The organism is Providencia rettgeri (assembly GCF_041075285.1).
In the GTDB taxonomy this organism is placed as follows: domain Bacteria; phylum Pseudomonadota; class Gammaproteobacteria; order Enterobacterales; family Enterobacteriaceae; genus Providencia; species Providencia rettgeri_G.
In genome coordinates, this window is sequence record NZ_CP163512.1 from 1,779,714 (window position 1) to 1,795,016 (window position 15,303).

Consider the following 15,303-nt stretch of genomic DNA (forward strand, 5'->3'; position numbering starts at 1 on the left):
GGTATATAATTAATATTCATGATATGATAATGATAATAATTACCAAATAATAAAATTATCATTAATGAAGGAGAACGTCCGTGGCTACTGAACAATCCGTTGAAAAAAATATCTACCGCCCGGCGCCACCGCAGCTTATTCAAGTTAAATCCATTACTGATGTCAGCCCTTCTATTCGTAGTATTACTTTCACCGGTGAGAAGCTCGCCGACTACCCAACAGAGTGCGAAGGTGGACACTTAAAAATCTTTTTAGCACCTGATTTAGCCAGCCCACCTGCTTTGCCTATCCTTAGTAAAGAGGGGCGCAGTTGGCCTGAAGGTAAACCTCGCCCATTTGTACGCACTTATACAGTTAGAGCGATCCGCCCTGAAGTCAGGGAAATTGATATTGAATTTGCTATGCATGATGGGGCAACAGGACCGGCGTATTTATTTGCTCGCGATGCAAAACCGGGGCATTGGATGGGGATCACCAATCCGGGGGGGCCAGATCCACTGTTACCAATCAGAAAACACTATTTTATGGCAGGAGATGCCAGTTCGCTGCCAGCCATTGCCGCATTATTAGAAAAAATGCCCGCAGATGCACAAGGGAAAGTGGTTTTACGCTTAGATAAGCACGCAGATATACGTCCACTTAACAAACCCGAGCAGGTTGAAATTATCTGGATTTGTGGCGATATCAATAAAACAGCTGAATTAATTAGTACATTTAAATCTTGGCAGATCCCTGCCACAGATTGCGCATTCTGGATTGCAGGTGAAGACCAAATTATTCGTGATTTACGTCGTTTTATTCGTCGTGAAAAAGGATTTGGCCGCGATGATATCTATGCAATCCCATACTGGCGCTTTGGTTACGATGAAGAAGGTTATCACCATGAACGCCATGCTGTGATGGATAACCCTGACGATTAATTCGCCCTCATTTACCCTCAACGCTTATCAGTGGCTCCATCGCTGATAAGCGCCTCTTAAACATTCGTCTCTCTTTTTTAGTCTCTATTTCATTTGCTTGATTAGGTTTATTTTTTTATTGCATGAAATGTTATGTTATAACATAATAAAAATATGTTTTTTATCTCAATAGGAAATGATCGTGCATAAATATACCTTTCTCAACGCAGCAGTTAGCGCCATTTTTGCCATTAGCAGCTTTTCTGCTATTGCGCACGGTTCACACAGCCACACACATCCACAATCCGAAAAAGCCCTTCAAGCCGCAAAAGGTATTTTTGACGATAGTGATGTCAAAGACCGCACATTAACTGATTGGCAAGGGATATGGGTTTCTGTGAATCCGTTATTGTTAAATGGCAAGCTTGATCCTGTTTTAGAAAGCAAGGCTCAGAAAAACAAAGACAAAACGGTTGAAGAATACCGTGCTTACTATAAAAAAGGCTACGCAACAGATGTTGATACTATTGGTATTGAAAATAATGTGATTGAATTTACCCAAAACGGCGTCGTCAATAGCTGCCAATATGCGTATTCAGGCTTTAAAATTTTACATTACGCTTCAGGTAAAAAAGGGGTTCGTTACTTGTTTGAGTGCCAAGATGCCAAATCAAAAGCACCGAAATACATTCAATTTAGTGACCACATTATCGAACCGCAAGCCTCAGGACATTTCCATTTATATATGGGTAATGGATCGCAAGAAAAGCTCTTAGAGCAGTTAGAAAACTGGCCAACCTATTACCCCTATTCATTAACCGATGAACAAGTCATCCACGAAATGTTGCACCATTAATTATAAGTGACAGACAAAAAAATCTGCCCCGATAATCACTTACGGGGCAGATTTTTAGCATTTTCTAGGGGCTGTTGAATGTTGCTGGTGAATTTGCATCCGAACTAAAGCCATTTTACGGATGGTATTTAACCTTTTGTAGCTGCACTCATCCGTTGTGTTAAAGATAAACAGCCCTAGACAAAACTATTAGTCGTTATAGGCTAATAGTGCTTTATGGCATAGCTGAGATCTCACGCAATCATCAATGGTAAAATTCACCATAGAGACCATTTCATCACTACTGAAACGTTGTAAAGCATCCGCAAGGCCAGATTGCACACCATCGGGTAAGTCACATTGGGTGACATCCCCATTAACAATAACCGTGACGTTCTCACCCAAGCGCGTTAAAAACATCTTCATTTGGGTAACAGTGACATTTTGCGCTTCATCCAAAATCACAATCGCATTTTCAAAGGTTCGGCCGCGCATATAAGCAAATGGGGCAATTTCCACCTTCGCAATTTCAGGGCGCAAGCAATATTGCAGAAACGAGCTACCCAGCCTTTTCGCTAAAACGTCATATACCGGACGAAAATAGGGAGCAAATTTCTCTGACATATCCCCCGGTAAAAAGCCAAGATCTTCTTCTGCCTGAAGAACAGGCCTTGTCACGATGATTTTACTGATATCTTTATTAAATAATGCATCAGCGGCTAGCGCAGTACTGATGAAGGTTTTACCACAACCCGCTTCACCATTGGCAAAAATTAATTGCTTGTGTTTAATCGAATTAATATAGAGCTTTTGAGCTTCATTTCGTGGCAGGATTGGGGAGCCATCACGACGTTCTTTTGCCATACCGATAGGCTCGATGCCTGTCAATTCGGCAAAGGATGCAACGTTATTCATGTCAAATCGACCGGAACGTTCTTTACGTGATGAGCGTTTCATTTCACGACGTGCTTTTGTTGCGGCTTTCTGTCTACTCATAGTATTAACCCTTCCAGGTATCAGTGATGTCAATTTCAGATGACGAACTATTCAGAACAGAGAGGAGCTCCCTTCAAGCTCTTAGTTAATGGTAAAACGGTGTAATACGGTTTAATCCTCTTTTTCAACTGGACATAAAAAAACCGGTTAGTCATCTCACCATGACAATTTCATGATGGAAGCTAACCGGTCTTGTGTTTGTGTTAACAAATACTTACTTCCCATTAGTTTCTCCTGTGACAGCGATACCGTTAAACTAATGAATCTGTATGACACTAATATGACAAACTGCAATATTTTTTAGGGCTCAATGACCTACTGTTTTTATTGCAGTTTTTACTTACCTTAAATATAGCGCTAATTTTTTTCAGAAAGCAACATTTATTTAACACATTTTTATGTTTTACCTGCCACATCAAATTTTCATACTTAAAAAAGCTAAAACAATCCATTTATTATTAGGGTCTTAACCTTTAATAGCCCTATTTTATCCGATGGGCCATAAAACTCCGTCCTTCAGGGCGGGGAGGATGTCAATCAACCCCTAGCCTGTAAAAATCAGCAGCAAAGATAAACAGCTACGAGGGTTCAAATAACCATTAACGTGCTTTACAGTTACCAGCTAGCTGATACCCCGCATCTTGAGCGGCTTTTTCAGTTATAAACATCACCGCATTTTTATCAGATAATGTTTTAAAGCCTGAGCAATGAGGGAAATGGTATTTTTTAGAATTTTTATTGCCTTTAATTTCAACTGAAATTGGCAAGTTAACGCCTGTTTCAAGCCGTTTAAGGGGAATTTTATTGGAGGATGGGGAAACTTTCACACCTTCTCCACCATTTTTATGGTTTAAGTTCCACTGTTTTTGCCCTGTCACAAATGGATTATGATGCCCCATCACTTTTGCAATACGTTCGTCACGGGTACGTTCCCACTGGCTTGGCGGGTATTGTTTATCCCATGCCATTAATAATTGTTGTTGCTGACGTGACATGGATAAATTATAGCGGTCATGCATATAAAAATAGACACGAGCCACCTGCCCTTTGACTTCATCACGGGGTTCAAACACTTTTTGTTTAAAATCAACGCGGCTACGGCACATTCCATAAGGGTAAGGTGTATTTTTCGGTAATTGGCCAAAGCTAAAATTACTTCTATCCCCATTCACTTCACCAATGGATGGTGCCAGATTGTGTAAATCCGCCTCCATTTGACTAAAAATTGGATCAGTTGAAACGCAATTTTTCCGCCCGCCATTTTGCCAACATTGGCGCTGATGACCAAATACCCATGCTGGTACAATATGCTCCCACTCAATACGTTCCGCACGGCTTTGTTGCTTACGAGCTTGATAGCCACATGATGCTAAATCCACTTGCCCACCACTTTTCCCCGTCCATTCCCACTGGCAACCACAATAAATCGTTCCTTCCCCTTGTTTGTTTTGATCGGAATAGACATGCGTTTTACTAAGCACTTTGGCGTCAGTAAATGAGCTTGGCGCTGCAAAAGAAAAGGAAATTGGAAAATATAAAAAGAGGCACAGGATAAAACGGAAGAAAGACACAAAGCTGAGTTGTTTCAAAATAACACCACTAATCAGAATATACGCGAAAAATTAATATAGACATGTTAGTGTTATTGCTAACACCCTAATGTATATAGAAAATATCGTATATTCTAATCAAATTAAAACATTTATGATATCAGTGATTGTCTTTTTTTATTCAATAAGTACACCATCAGATTTCCTGCAAACTTAGTCGTTCGTGTTAGTTTTAATCAAAGTTAAAAATCAAGTGATCCCCCCGCTTTAAATGCAAGAAGCGCCCCTTGATGTTACTGCATATCAAACACTTGGTCGTTTACGATATAACCACAAGCCCGGTAATGAAATACCGATGGATAATGCCCCAACAATAAAAGAGGCTTTCAAAAAGTTTGTCACTAAGACTTCAACTAATTCAGGGCTATAACCAAACTGGGATAGTTTTACAACCGAGATCATCGCCACATATGCACTGATACCGGGGAACATCGGGATCACCGCCGCTACAGTAAACACTTTCGGATGTGCTAACCACCAACGTGACCATTGAATACCGATAATGCCAATTAAAATCGCCGCAAGGAAACTTGCCCATTCAATTTGCAGCCCTAAGGCCATCAATATCATCCGAAAACCATAACCAATCGCACCGAGTAAAGCACAGTATTTGAGCGCTCGCGCAGGAACATTGAACACCATGGCAAAACCAATTGCTGGAATGGCGGCCAACACCATTTTTTCGATTAATGTTAATACAAACTCTATGCCCATTCTTTTAAATTCCAGATAGTCATTGCCAGTACGACACCAATACAAGTTGCCAGTGTTAATAGACTCGCCATCGTCCAACGTGCTAGGCCGGTATTCACATGGCCTTTAAACATATCTGCAACCGCATTAATCAACGGAAAACCGGGAACAAGTAACAAGACACTTGCCGCCATAGAGATGGTTTCTGTGACTGCCAAATAAGGTATTTTGAGTAATAACCCCGAAACGGAGGTTGCAACAAAAGCGGTAATGCAAAAATTGATCAATGGGTTCATTTGGTGAGACGTTAAAACCTGCCTAATATACATCGCACAACCACTGGCTAAGAAGGTAATTAAGGCACTTTCCCAACCTCCCCCATTAAGCTTACTAAAGCACGCACAGGACAAAGCAACCATTAATACCATCAACCAACGTGGATAACGCAATGGTTTTATCAAAGACAGTTTCTTTTGTAGCTGTTTTCTGTCTAATAAGTGGTGTTCAACTAATATCACTGCATGTTGAACTTCAGTCACCACATGCATATTAATGCCACGATCTATAATTCGCCGTGTTGACGTTAAACAGCGGTTATCGATAATGGTCGTTAACACTAAAGAGTTAGACGAAATCGCACTATCCACTTGACTAGCACCAAGTGCAATACCTAATCGTGTCGTTAATTGTTCAACTAACATGCTCTCAGCACCATGCTGTAGCAATAACAAGCCACATTCAATACACAGTCGTGTGATCTCCCGTTGTATTTCAACAGGATCTCCCTCTGTTAAACTTTGTTCATTTAACGTACAACCTACCATTTTGCCCCCAAGATTGTGACAAGCATTCAGAAATTCACTTAAACATGTTAATCTTTACCAATATCATAGAGCTATCTACCAGCTTAAATCATGATCTCTTTCAGGTAAATCTGTGATCCAAAGCAACTGATTTAAACTTTTTAGGCAAAATGACTACTTTATTTCTCTGTTCAAACATAATGCTAGGGTCAATCATTTATGAATAGCTCACCGACTGCCAAAACACCAAAAGGTCGACGCCGTCATCAAGCAATTATTGCGGCGGCAGTGGAAGTGTTTCTTCAATATGGCTTTGAAGGGGCAACATTGGACATGGTGATTGAACGCGCAGGTGGATCGCGCTCTACGCTATACAAAAATTTTGGGGATAAGGAAGGGTTATTTGCGGCTGTTATTGCCGATATGATTGATGATATTTTTTCAGAACCCAATGAAAAAGTGCCAGATTTTAATACCATTGAATCCGTATTGGCCTTTTATGGTTCACGGTTTTTGCTTAATGTTCTTAAACCTAAGTCCATCAGTTTATATCGATTGATCCTTGGCGAGTACAATCGTTTCCCAGAGATCAGCCAAGCATTTTTTGAACAAGGACCTGTAAAAAACTACCGCTTGTTGACACAGCAACTCCTTGCATTACCTGAAGTTAATATTGATGAACAAACGTTGTTAAGTATTTCATCGCGATTTTTGGAGATGCTTAAAGCCGATATCTTCATCACCACATTTTGTGTTGAAAACTTCAAACCTAGCGATGAATTTATCAACCAACAAATTGCACTTTCTGTTGATATCATCGCCAGTTATATTCGAAAAATAAGTGCCGAGCTTAATCCTTAGGCTAAAGCTGCTTGAGCTTGCACTTTAGCTGATTGAATATCTTTAGCCAATAACACCTCAGTACCATAGAGCGCAGATAACATCGGCGCTAAACGTTCTTTTTCTTCCTTATCACTGCCATCAGGCTGTAATGTCACCACTATCGCGCGGCAATATTGCTCCATTGGCTGTTTTGCATGTTTTAACCAACCGCGTACATACTTCATGCTTTCAATATCTTCTGCCGACGGCTTTTCTTTTGTCTCCATTGGTGGGTACACCAAGGTAAACAGCTCTCTTCTTGCTAATAAGAGATCCATCTCTTCTAACCATAACCGTGTTTCGTCCATTGAAGAAGGGAATGCATTCATAACACAAACAGGCCAACTATTTGTATCCACCATAATTTTATTCTGCATGATATTCTCACTGTGCCGTATAAAAGTGTACTAGAATGTACACTTTTTAATTAAGCTCAGTCAAGAATGATTATCATTTATATTTTGCAAAATATGCTATCCCATGGATCGGGCATAGGAATAACCTTAATGTGAGTAAAATTATTCTCCCTAAAAATATTAATAAAGGTTGAGTGATGCGTTTTTTAATATGGAATGTTATCCTGATCATATTGTGACTTTTAAAAGCGAAAATATGATGAAAAAAACTCTTCTGATTGCGTATGGGTTATTTATGGCTGTTCCTGCCTTTAATGCAAATGCAGGGGCAACATGTGATGCCTACTTTAAAGAAATGAATGAGCTCGTTAAACAGGCTGAAGAACAATATAAAGATGAAGCCAATGCGGGAGAGCAAATTGCGCTAATGAAATCCCAACTAGAAGAAGCGAAAAAAGTATTATCCAGTTACCCAGATGATGCTCAAGAACAAGCTTGTAGCCAAGCATTAAAAGCGATCGAACAAGCGAAAGAAGCGGTTAAAACGAAATAACGCTCTCTTGCCTATATTCTAGAAAACAGCCTGAATATCAGGCTGTTTTTTTATATTAACGTACCACTAGCACCGATATTTTTGCATAAGAAACAATACCTGATGCATTCGAACCTAATAAATGTGTCGTAATACTTGGATTTCGAGAACCAATCACAATTAAATCAGCATTAACATTTTCAGCTTCTGCTAGAACTTTATCTCTTGGTGAACCAAACTCAACTTTGTAAGTGATTTTATCTGATGGGTAATCAATTTTTTCGATAATTTCTTTGATTTGTTCTTCAGAACGTTCAATCGCTTTTTTCGCAAATGAAGACAGTAAATCATAGTGATAACTGTAGCTCATCGAAAATCTTGAAACATCCGGCACAGAGTGAAATAAGTGAATTGTTGCATTAGAAACTTTTGCCAAGTAGACCGCATGTTTTAATGCATTATCTGTTAAAACATCTTCAGATATGTCCACAGGAACCAAAATAGTTTTATACATACGATGCCCCTTATTAATTGTGTTTATTCATTTTTCAAATCGTATTGTTGTTCATTTTCACGATTTGGTTATTAGGTATTGCGGGTGAATAGTTATCATTAAGCCTTTAAAAGTATAGCCCTACCCTACTTAAAAAGCTGTGAAGTTCCCTACCTTTACAGCAAAAAAGTTTATTGTTCTAAATGCCATTTATGCAAAATACGATGAATAAATGGGGTTACAATCAACCCAATACTAATAATAAAAACACTTTGCAAAAATAAACCATAAATCGCAATAAAAAAACGCCCACCTTGGGTGATTGGAGAGGGTTCGATAGCCTGCCCACTCAGCATTGAGAGCGCATTGAGCATCGATTCAACAATGGAGTGCCCTTCAATAAAATAAAAACCAATAATACCCGGCAATAACCCAAGGAAAAAAACCAACAGGGCCAATAAATAAAAACGCACTACCCTGAGGACAAAATGCTCAATACGCACTAATTCCTTCGAAAATTTTTCCATATACACCTAGAAGCTGTTTATCTTTGCTGCTGATTTTTACCGCTAAAAAGGTCAAAAACAATCCAAAAAATGAATAAATATATCCGTCGTGCTGACTGACGACAATTTGAATCAACTATTGTCCCTAAACACGACCCTACGGGGTCGATTAAAGCACGTTTCACTTATTTGATACTGTGTTAAGAGGCTTTTGCCTTGCTTAAAATGGCTTTCAAGCAAATAAAAATGACCATCGAAGATCAACAGCCCCTAGTAAAGCCTTATTACTGGTTAAATTGATTAAATATAAAATTAATCTCATTAAGTCTATACGTTAATCAATAAAAAATAAAAAAGAGCCTACCCTACAATGTAGACTCTTTTTCTATTATTAACGAACAACAAGTACTGACGTTTCAGCATAGCGAACAATACCCGCTGCTGTTGAACCTAGCAAATGAGTCGTGATATTAGGACGGCGAGAACCAATCACAATAATATCGGCATTAATATCTTTAGCAGTATTAATCACTTCATCACGTGGTGAGCCAAAGGTAATTGTATAGCTGACATCATCAAGCGGTAAGTTAATCGAATCCATCAACATTTTCATGTCTTCTTCCGCTTTAACCGTCGCACGATCTTTTATTTCCATATAACCTAACGCATAGGCGTTAATAATTGCAGACGAAATAGGCAAAACATGGATTAAGTGAATTTTTGCACCTGATTGTTTTGCCAGATTTACCGCATGGTGAACCGCTTTACTGGTTAATTCGTCTTCAGTTAAATCAATAGGGACCAGAATCGTTTTATACATAACCCCTCCTAAATAAACGTTAAAATTAAGTTCTACTATAAATTATAAACAATTACTCATAAATGTCTCTTATCCTCAAAGATAAATGCGATCTCTAGCGACAAATTGAAATACTATTCCCTTAACCAAGGTGTTACTGTTAACCCCACTAACATACCTTCAGGGCTTAATAGGCGAGTGACGGTCTGTCCCCATGGCTCCATTCGGTTACTGATCAGCAATTGGTAACCATGTTCTTGGCAAGTCTGAGTCATTTTTTCAATATCAACAACTTCAAACTCCATCCAACTTTGCGGAATCGGAATATGGGCTGGCCACTGTTGTTTATTAAAACACGATTGTGCTGCGTGACTTAAAGGCCAAAGTGCAAAATGTTTCACGCCATCAAGATGTTCAGGCTCGCAGATTAAATATTGGCTTCCCTCTTCTATCGGTTTCAGTGGCAATCCTAAAACGTTTAAATAAAAATGACGACTTTTTTCAAAATCAGCCACAATTGGCCCAAATCCTGCGACAAATAATATATCGGAGCTATCTTGTAGATTTAACATGATATGACCTCAGCAAAGCTAATGGCTAAATATTATACGGAATAACAAACCATTACATCTCGATATCGCAAACTAGTTGTGATGTCTGTTATTTTTTAACTGCAAAATCATGGCTTCAACCACGCGTTGAGCAATAATACCCTGCTCTGCACTCATTAACGGTTGCGTCTGATTTGCTACTGAATCAATAAAATGACGAACTGCACCATCAAAACCGCGCTGTAGCAGAATTGAACTCCAGCTCGCGGGCTGCTTCTCACAGATCCCAACTGCGCTCTCTTGACGCCAGTGATTCATATTGGTGATTTGATACAGTGTATCTTCCGTGACAGCCATAACCTGCTCTTGCTGGCTACCAGCCTTACGGTGCATGGCCGTTGTTAACCAGCAATTTCCCGCCTGTAAATGGTGTTCGGCGTAGAATAATTCACCATGACTAGTCTGCTGAATATCCCCACTTCGTAAAACAGCTTTCGTGCCAGCCAGCCAAAGTACCGTATCAACCACATGTAGATAATCATCATACAGTGTAAAAGCAGTATCTCTTGGCCCAACACTATTAGTACGGTGTTTGTCCATGCGGATAGAAAAGAAATGTTGCGTGTTTTGTTTTAATTCTAAATAGAAAGGAGCAAACCGGCGATTAAAGCCGACCATTAACGTTTTTTTCTGTTGATGAGCCAATTCAATCAATTGTTCAGATTGCCCAATTTGTTCAGCCAGTGGTTTATCCACATACACATGGACATTGGCGTGTAATAAACGTTGTACTACCTCGAAATGACTTGATGTTGCGCTATGGACAAATACAGCGTCACATTGAGCCGCTAGTGCATCAATACAACTAAATAAGGGGATGCGATAGCTATCACACACTAATTTTGCTTTTACTTGATTTGGCGAAAAAGCACCAACTAACTGCCAATTATCTTCTTTGGTTAAAATCGGTAAATAGGCTTTTTGCGCAATTCCCCCTAACCCCACAACCCCAATCTTTAATTTGCCCATTCAATTTGGCTCTTTCCTAGTTTACCTAAACTGGAATAGTCTCATTATTATGTTTTTTTTGAAATATTTTTTTATCCAACAACACACAGCCAAAGGGTAAAATTACAACATGCTGTTTTTAATAGAATTAATGGCATTTAAACCCCCAAAAAACAATCAGTAACAATACAAAAAAAGGGGTTGATTTATTAAATGAGAATGGTTATCTTTTACCTTGTGAATACTTGAGTGAATCACTCAAGTTTGTCACAAACGACATTGCTCACATTGCTTCCAGTTTAGCAGGCCAACTTCACCGTTGGCCTTTTTTTTATTTACTTTATAGTACATTATCATTGCTTTCGTATTGCACGACTAAAACTCCATGACTTTAAGTGCCCGACATACGCTAAGCGCTGAGTTGGCATAAATGTCGGGACATCCCCTGTACGCATATGCAATATATCTGCTGGCGTTATCCAAGATGAATTTCCTTCAAACAACGGAATGCCTGCATACTTATAAGCATCTAGGACAAACTGCGAGCAAAAGAAACCATTCGCTTGGTCAATATCATCACCTAATTGGACTTTCGCTAATGTGCTAAGGCAGAAATTCCGTATCGTTTCACCAATTAAAGGTAATTCACAGACCCGCTTTGTGATCATCCACGGCGCTATCATCACAATACCTTTATAATTGTATTTATTCCCATTATTACGTACTGAAAACTCACGTAGCTTATCCGCATGTAATGAGGTTAACCCTGTTTGCCTTAACACCACCATATTATTCGAATCTTTAACCGCCTGTTGCAATGTAATAATTCTCACCCCACTACCAACAGATTCCGCCACTTCACCAAGCCCTAAATAAATAGAGGCATGGCTTACACCGCTAATACTAAATAACCGAATTCCCCAAGAATTTAGCCCAGTAGCAGAAGACAATAAAATATCACCAGGCAGCATATCTGTAACGGCAAGAGGCTCCACGCTATCTTTTATGGGTACCGTATTGGCATGTTGAAAACTAAATTTTAAACGATTAGTTTCTTCATCGGATTTGAATTGAGTTGAGCAACCGGAAAGAAAAACACAAAATACAAACCAAAGCAAAAAATAAGACTTCATCCAAGAGCACCTAACATTCCATTTTTACATTTTTAATTGAATACTAATCTTATCGCTTAAAGGTATTGATGACTATCAATTATTATTGGGGAGATTAAAATTAAAAGGCGAGGTCACAAAATTTAAATAAGAGAATTTAAGACAATAATAAGGGACAAAGAAATATTATATGCAGGATTTAATCATATTTAACCCTCTAGATAGTCCTAGAGGGTCACATATTCTCAGTTAACTCACCACATATTCAGGGTAAAATACGGTCACTGAGTGATATGTTTTCTTTTCTGTCGCTTTATTTTTTTGAATCGCTACAGTTTTATTATCTTGTAAACCAATTGATACACGAATATTTTTTTTCGAACGGCTCTGCTTATAAGGCATTCCTAATAAACGACGTGCACTATTATTACTAACCATCATCGACTCCTTATACTAGTCAATTTAAATTCATTAATTTAATGAATATCAAATAGATAGTCTTCGTTGACCACAAGGGTATTTTTATGTTTTACATCAAATGCAAAACCATATGTAACCTGTCCAGTATAGCACTAAATTTAGGTTATTTAATGTAATTAAACTTATTAATTTCAAATTGAAATCAATAAGTTATTTTGTCAAATGTCTTAATTAGTTAACTAGAAACTGTAAAAATACAAATTGCAACATAAAGATACTTGTGTTAATTGAATAGAAAAAATCATCCATTCAGAGGTGTCAATGTTAAAAATATTAGGTCGTACCTCATCAATCAATGTACGTAAGGTTCTTTGGACAGCCCATGAACTTAACCTTCCGTTTATTCATGAAGAACATTGGGGGAGTACCGCTGACTTAAAACAGGCCGAATTTATCAATTTAAATCCGAATGCACTTATCCCGGTTTTAGTTCATGAAAAAGGTGCACTGTGGGAAAGTAACACGATTTGCCGTTACTTAGCGGCGATATCGACTCAACAGGAGATATACCCCAACGAGGCGTTAGAAAAAGCCGAGGTTGAAAAATGGATGGATTGGCAAGCCAGCGAATTAAACCCTTCTTGGCGCGCCGCTTTTATGGCTTTAGTAAGGCAAGATCCTTTTTTTAAACAAAATAGCGAGCTCGTTGAAAAAAGTATAACGAGTTGGAATGAAAAAATGTCCATGTTGAATTCTGTCTTAGCACAAAACAAAACAAGACAGAAACAGTATAATTATATCTGTGGAGAGCAATTTACATTAGCGGATATTGTTCTTGGTTTATCTATTCAACGTTGGTTATTAACACCGATTGAACGCCCTAACACACCTTTTATACTAGACTATTATCATCGAATTATTAATCGCCCAGCTGCCTTAAAGTGTATCGACCAGAATATTGTATAAAACATGAACATTTACGCTGTGTGCTAATCAATAATAGAGGCTGTTTATCGTTAATAGTGAATTTTCAAATTAAAGTCACTTTAGCTAAGCGCCTCTTAGTACGCATTTAATTACTCTAATGGTGACGCTGGGCTAGAACATTTTTCTTTCCAAATTTGGTTAACTTGTTCGGGTAATAGAATTTCATGACCGCCTTCAACAAAGGGAATTGAAATATCCATCCGTGCGTCATCATCATGAGTATATGCTTTTACAATGAAGCGCTTATATCCATCGGGTTTGTCATTTTTATACCGAAACACTTCACCACAAACATAGCCTACCTTGCCATTATCTGCGGTATAGCGTGAAAAATGATATTCAATATTCTTAAATTTTGCAGCTTGAGGGTAAGCTAGGACATCATTTACATTTTTTTTTACTTGCTCAACTAAACTTAGTTGGGTTGGCTTCATATACAATGCACCAAGTAAAAATGCAGCCCCAAAAATAAGTATCGCAATGATTATTTTAAAAAAATTCATTTCATTGTCGCCATTAATTGCAAATATGAGGTTATTTATTATTCATGATAATAACCTTATATCATCTAAAATCCATCATAAAAGCGTAAATAATATTATTTTTACCTCTACGCGGGATAATAACCATACGTTTATTAATGTTAAATGCCTAAATAAATACTCCCTAAGCTAAGCTTTAAAATAACACCAACTCATACCTCACTATTAACCCCATTTATCCCCTTATTTTTCACTCGCATACATGCATTCGTTGTGCTTGTATAAGAATTATCAGTATAGTGAGTGTATGAGTTTAATCCTTTATTCGGGGGGCTTTACATGAAAACAATCGGCTTAATTGGTGGAATGAGTTGGGAGTCCACATTGTTGTATTACCAACAAATCAATGAATCAGTCAAACAACATTTAGGAGGGTTACACTCGGCTAAAATCGTACTTTATAGTGTTGATTTTGCAGAAATAGAACAGTATCAAGCACATGGGCAATGGGATCTTGCGGCTCACTGTTTGGCCGATGCGGGAAAGCGCTTAAAACTGGCTGGCGCAGACTTTCTTGTACTCTGTACTAATACGATGCATAAGGTTGCGAATGAAATTGGCTCTCAAGCTCAGCTTCCATTATTGCATATCGCCGATGCGACAGGCGAACGTATCGTCCAATCTGGATTAAAAAGAATTGGTTTATTAGGCACCGCATTCACCATGGAACAACCTTTTTATAAAGAGAGATTAGTGGATCAATTTGAATTAGAAGTACTCACGCCAAATAGCCATGACAGAAAAATTATTCACGACATCATTTATAATGAGTTGTGCCTAGGGAAAATTAACAATTCATCTAAGAAAGAATATCAACGGATTATGGCATCACTTGTTCAGCAAGGCGCTGAAGGCATCATCTTAGGTTGTACCGAAATTACATTACTGGTTGGCCCTGATGATACAACCGCAAAGGTTTTTGATACAACCGCGATCCACGCTGAAAAAGCAGTCGAAATCGCACTATCGATTTAATATTAGAATGTGGAGATACTATCTTAAAAATAAAAAAACAAGATAGTATCTATCTGTAATTTGCTTACCCCATCATAATTTGATTAATCAAATAAAACTTAACTTAGAATAAAAAACTATATTTATATACTTTGCCTTGATTAAATAATTTAAATTAAAATTTTACAACCAACAATTCATAAATTTTATTAGCTAAAAATTTTTTCTTATTAATTATCAAAATTTAATAGACTATTTAATTTACAGACTTTTTCCCATTGAATATTCATTTTTAATCATGATAATCGGATAAAGTTTAACTTTA

At 38.0% G+C, this 15,303-nt stretch carries 19 protein-coding genes; 6 read left to right on the forward strand and 13 right to left on the reverse strand.

Going from position 1 to position 15,303, the window contains the following annotated elements; genetic code table 11:
• Positions 1–80: 80 nt before the first annotated feature.
• Both AB6N04_RS08030 and zinT read left to right on the forward strand, forming a co-directional pair.
• On the forward strand, positions 81–920 hold the full coding sequence (locus AB6N04_RS08030; protein ID WP_369311365.1) for a siderophore-interacting protein: 840 nt from the start codon (positions 81–83) through the stop codon (positions 918–920).
• A gap of 175 nt (positions 921–1,095) precedes the next feature.
• The gene (gene zinT, locus AB6N04_RS08035) at positions 1,096–1,755 is read left to right on the forward strand and encodes a metal-binding protein ZinT (RefSeq protein ID WP_369311366.1); all 660 of its coding nucleotides are present in this window, start codon (positions 1,096–1,098) and stop codon (positions 1,753–1,755) included.
• A 189-nt stretch (positions 1,756–1,944) separates the two neighbouring features.
• Here the strand turns inward: zinT and phoH are convergent, their stop codons facing one another.
• From phoH to AB6N04_RS08055, 4 genes are all read right to left on the reverse strand, one after another.
• On the reverse strand, positions 1,945–2,730 hold the full coding sequence (gene phoH, locus AB6N04_RS08040; protein WP_206084094.1) for a phosphate starvation-inducible protein PhoH: 786 nt from the start codon (positions 2,728–2,730) through the stop codon (positions 1,945–1,947).
• 599 nt (positions 2,731–3,329) lie between these two features.
• Complete coding sequence (locus AB6N04_RS08045) at positions 3,330–4,319, reverse strand: endonuclease (protein WP_369311367.1); 990 nt, start codon at positions 4,317–4,319, stop codon at positions 3,330–3,332.
• A gap of 264 nt (positions 4,320–4,583) precedes the next feature.
• Positions 4,584–5,054, reverse strand: coding sequence for a threonine/serine exporter (locus AB6N04_RS08050; protein WP_369311368.1), 471 nt, complete (start codon positions 5,052–5,054; stop codon positions 4,584–4,586).
• Positions 5,045–5,857: a threonine/serine exporter ThrE family protein gene (locus AB6N04_RS08055; RefSeq protein WP_369311369.1), complete on the reverse strand. Its 813-nt coding sequence runs from the start codon at positions 5,855–5,857 to the stop codon at positions 5,045–5,047. The genes AB6N04_RS08050 and AB6N04_RS08055 overlap by 10 nt, the downstream gene beginning before the upstream one ends.
• Positions 5,858–6,055: 198 nt before the next feature.
• Here AB6N04_RS08055 and AB6N04_RS08060 point away from each other — a divergent pair, with 198 nt between their 5' ends.
• A complete protein-coding gene (locus tag AB6N04_RS08060; RefSeq protein WP_369311370.1) occupies positions 6,056–6,697 on the forward strand; it encodes a TetR/AcrR family transcriptional regulator in 642 nt (213 codons plus the stop codon).
• Here the strand turns inward: AB6N04_RS08060 and AB6N04_RS08065 are convergent.
• On the reverse strand, positions 6,694–7,095 hold the full coding sequence (locus AB6N04_RS08065) for a hypothetical protein (protein WP_369311371.1): 402 nt from the start codon (positions 7,093–7,095) through the stop codon (positions 6,694–6,696). The genes AB6N04_RS08060 and AB6N04_RS08065 overlap by 4 nt on opposite strands.
• Positions 7,096–7,330: 235 nt before the next feature.
• On the opposite strand from AB6N04_RS08065, the gene AB6N04_RS08070 reads away from it, so the two are divergent.
• Positions 7,331–7,627 carry a DUF5339 family protein gene (locus AB6N04_RS08070; protein WP_369311372.1) on the forward strand — a complete coding sequence of 99 codons (297 nt, stop codon included), beginning with the start codon at positions 7,331–7,333 and terminating at the stop codon, positions 7,625–7,627.
• Between the two features lie 55 nt (positions 7,628–7,682).
• Here the strand turns inward: AB6N04_RS08070 and AB6N04_RS08075 are convergent, their stop codons facing one another.
• From AB6N04_RS08075 to sra, 7 genes are all read right to left on the reverse strand, one after another.
• The gene (locus AB6N04_RS08075) at positions 7,683–8,120 is read right to left on the reverse strand and encodes a universal stress protein (protein ID WP_369311373.1); all 438 of its coding nucleotides are present in this window, start codon (positions 8,118–8,120) and stop codon (positions 7,683–7,685) included.
• A gap of 170 nt (positions 8,121–8,290) precedes the next feature.
• The gene (locus AB6N04_RS08080; protein ID WP_369311374.1) at positions 8,291–8,626 is read right to left on the reverse strand and encodes a hypothetical protein; all 336 of its coding nucleotides are present in this window, start codon (positions 8,624–8,626) and stop codon (positions 8,291–8,293) included.
• A 370-nt stretch (positions 8,627–8,996) separates the two neighbouring features.
• The gene (locus AB6N04_RS08085; protein WP_369311375.1) at positions 8,997–9,425 is read right to left on the reverse strand and encodes a universal stress protein; all 429 of its coding nucleotides are present in this window, start codon (positions 9,423–9,425) and stop codon (positions 8,997–8,999) included.
• Between the two features lie 113 nt (positions 9,426–9,538).
• Complete coding sequence (locus tag AB6N04_RS08090) at positions 9,539–9,976, reverse strand: VOC family protein (protein ID WP_369311376.1); 438 nt, start codon at positions 9,974–9,976, stop codon at positions 9,539–9,541.
• 72 nt (positions 9,977–10,048) lie between these two features.
• Entirely contained in the window at positions 10,049–10,984 is a 936-nt protein-coding gene (locus AB6N04_RS08095; protein WP_369311377.1) for a Gfo/Idh/MocA family protein, read from the reverse strand.
• Positions 10,985–11,316: 332 nt separating this feature from the next.
• Positions 11,317–12,096 (reverse strand): YaeF family permuted papain-like enzyme, encoded by a 780-nt coding sequence (locus AB6N04_RS08100; RefSeq protein WP_369311378.1) that lies wholly within the window; start codon positions 12,094–12,096, stop codon positions 11,317–11,319.
• Positions 12,097–12,324: 228 nt separating this feature from the next.
• Complete coding sequence (gene sra, locus AB6N04_RS08105; RefSeq protein WP_369311379.1) at positions 12,325–12,516, reverse strand: stationary-phase-induced ribosome-associated protein; 192 nt, start codon at positions 12,514–12,516, stop codon at positions 12,325–12,327.
• A gap of 300 nt (positions 12,517–12,816) precedes the next feature.
• Here sra and AB6N04_RS08110 point away from each other — a divergent pair, with 300 nt between their 5' ends.
• Entirely contained in the window at positions 12,817–13,461 is a 645-nt protein-coding gene (locus tag AB6N04_RS08110; protein WP_369311380.1) for a glutathione S-transferase family protein, read from the forward strand.
• A 110-nt stretch (positions 13,462–13,571) separates the two neighbouring features.
• Here the strand turns inward: AB6N04_RS08110 and AB6N04_RS08115 are convergent, their stop codons facing one another.
• Positions 13,572–13,985 carry a hypothetical protein gene (locus tag AB6N04_RS08115; RefSeq protein WP_369311381.1) on the reverse strand — a complete coding sequence of 138 codons (414 nt, stop codon included), beginning with the start codon at positions 13,983–13,985 and terminating at the stop codon, positions 13,572–13,574.
• 318 nt (positions 13,986–14,303) lie between these two features.
• Here AB6N04_RS08115 and AB6N04_RS08120 point away from each other — a divergent pair, with 318 nt between their 5' ends.
• Positions 14,304–14,999: an aspartate/glutamate racemase family protein gene (locus tag AB6N04_RS08120; RefSeq protein WP_369311382.1), complete on the forward strand. Its 696-nt coding sequence runs from the start codon at positions 14,304–14,306 to the stop codon at positions 14,997–14,999.
• Positions 15,000–15,303 lie beyond the last annotated feature (304 nt).

Bases quoted from the DNA above. Each gene is read 5' to 3' on its own strand.
- AB6N04_RS08055 (WP_369311369.1), bottom strand. From the start codon at position 5,857: ATGGTAGGTTGTACGTTAAATGAACAAAGTTTAACAGAGGGAGATCCT.
- AB6N04_RS08065 (WP_369311371.1), bottom strand. From the start codon at position 7,095: ATGCAGAATAAAATTATGGTGGATACAAATAGTTGGCCTGTTTGTGTT.
- AB6N04_RS08100 (WP_369311378.1), bottom strand. From the start codon at position 12,096: ATGAAGTCTTATTTTTTGCTTTGGTTTGTATTTTGTGTTTTTCTTTCC.
- AB6N04_RS08080 (WP_369311374.1), bottom strand. From the start codon at position 8,626: ATGGAAAAATTTTCGAAGGAATTAGTGCGTATTGAGCATTTTGTCCTC.
- AB6N04_RS08060 (WP_369311370.1), top strand. From the start codon at position 6,056: ATGAATAGCTCACCGACTGCCAAAACACCAAAAGGTCGACGCCGTCAT.
- AB6N04_RS08070 (WP_369311372.1), top strand. From the start codon at position 7,331: ATGATGAAAAAAACTCTTCTGATTGCGTATGGGTTATTTATGGCTGTT.
- AB6N04_RS08090 (WP_369311376.1), bottom strand. From the start codon at position 9,976: ATGTTAAATCTACAAGATAGCTCCGATATATTATTTGTCGCAGGATTT.
- AB6N04_RS08115 (WP_369311381.1), bottom strand. From the start codon at position 13,985: ATGAATTTTTTTAAAATAATCATTGCGATACTTATTTTTGGGGCTGCA.
- AB6N04_RS08085 (WP_369311375.1), bottom strand. From the start codon at position 9,425: ATGTATAAAACGATTCTGGTCCCTATTGATTTAACTGAAGACGAATTA.
- phoH (WP_206084094.1), bottom strand. From the start codon at position 2,730: ATGAGTAGACAGAAAGCCGCAACAAAAGCACGTCGTGAAATGAAACGC.
- AB6N04_RS08050 (WP_369311368.1), bottom strand. From the start codon at position 5,054: ATGGGCATAGAGTTTGTATTAACATTAATCGAAAAAATGGTGTTGGCC.
- AB6N04_RS08075 (WP_369311373.1), bottom strand. From the start codon at position 8,120: ATGTATAAAACTATTTTGGTTCCTGTGGACATATCTGAAGATGTTTTA.
- AB6N04_RS08120 (WP_369311382.1), top strand. From the start codon at position 14,304: ATGAAAACAATCGGCTTAATTGGTGGAATGAGTTGGGAGTCCACATTG.
- zinT (WP_369311366.1), top strand. From the start codon at position 1,096: ATGATCGTGCATAAATATACCTTTCTCAACGCAGCAGTTAGCGCCATT.
- AB6N04_RS08110 (WP_369311380.1), top strand. From the start codon at position 12,817: ATGTTAAAAATATTAGGTCGTACCTCATCAATCAATGTACGTAAGGTT.
- AB6N04_RS08095 (WP_369311377.1), bottom strand. From the start codon at position 10,984: ATGGGCAAATTAAAGATTGGGGTTGTGGGGTTAGGGGGAATTGCGCAA.
- sra (WP_369311379.1), bottom strand. From the start codon at position 12,516: ATGATGGTTAGTAATAATAGTGCACGTCGTTTATTAGGAATGCCTTAT.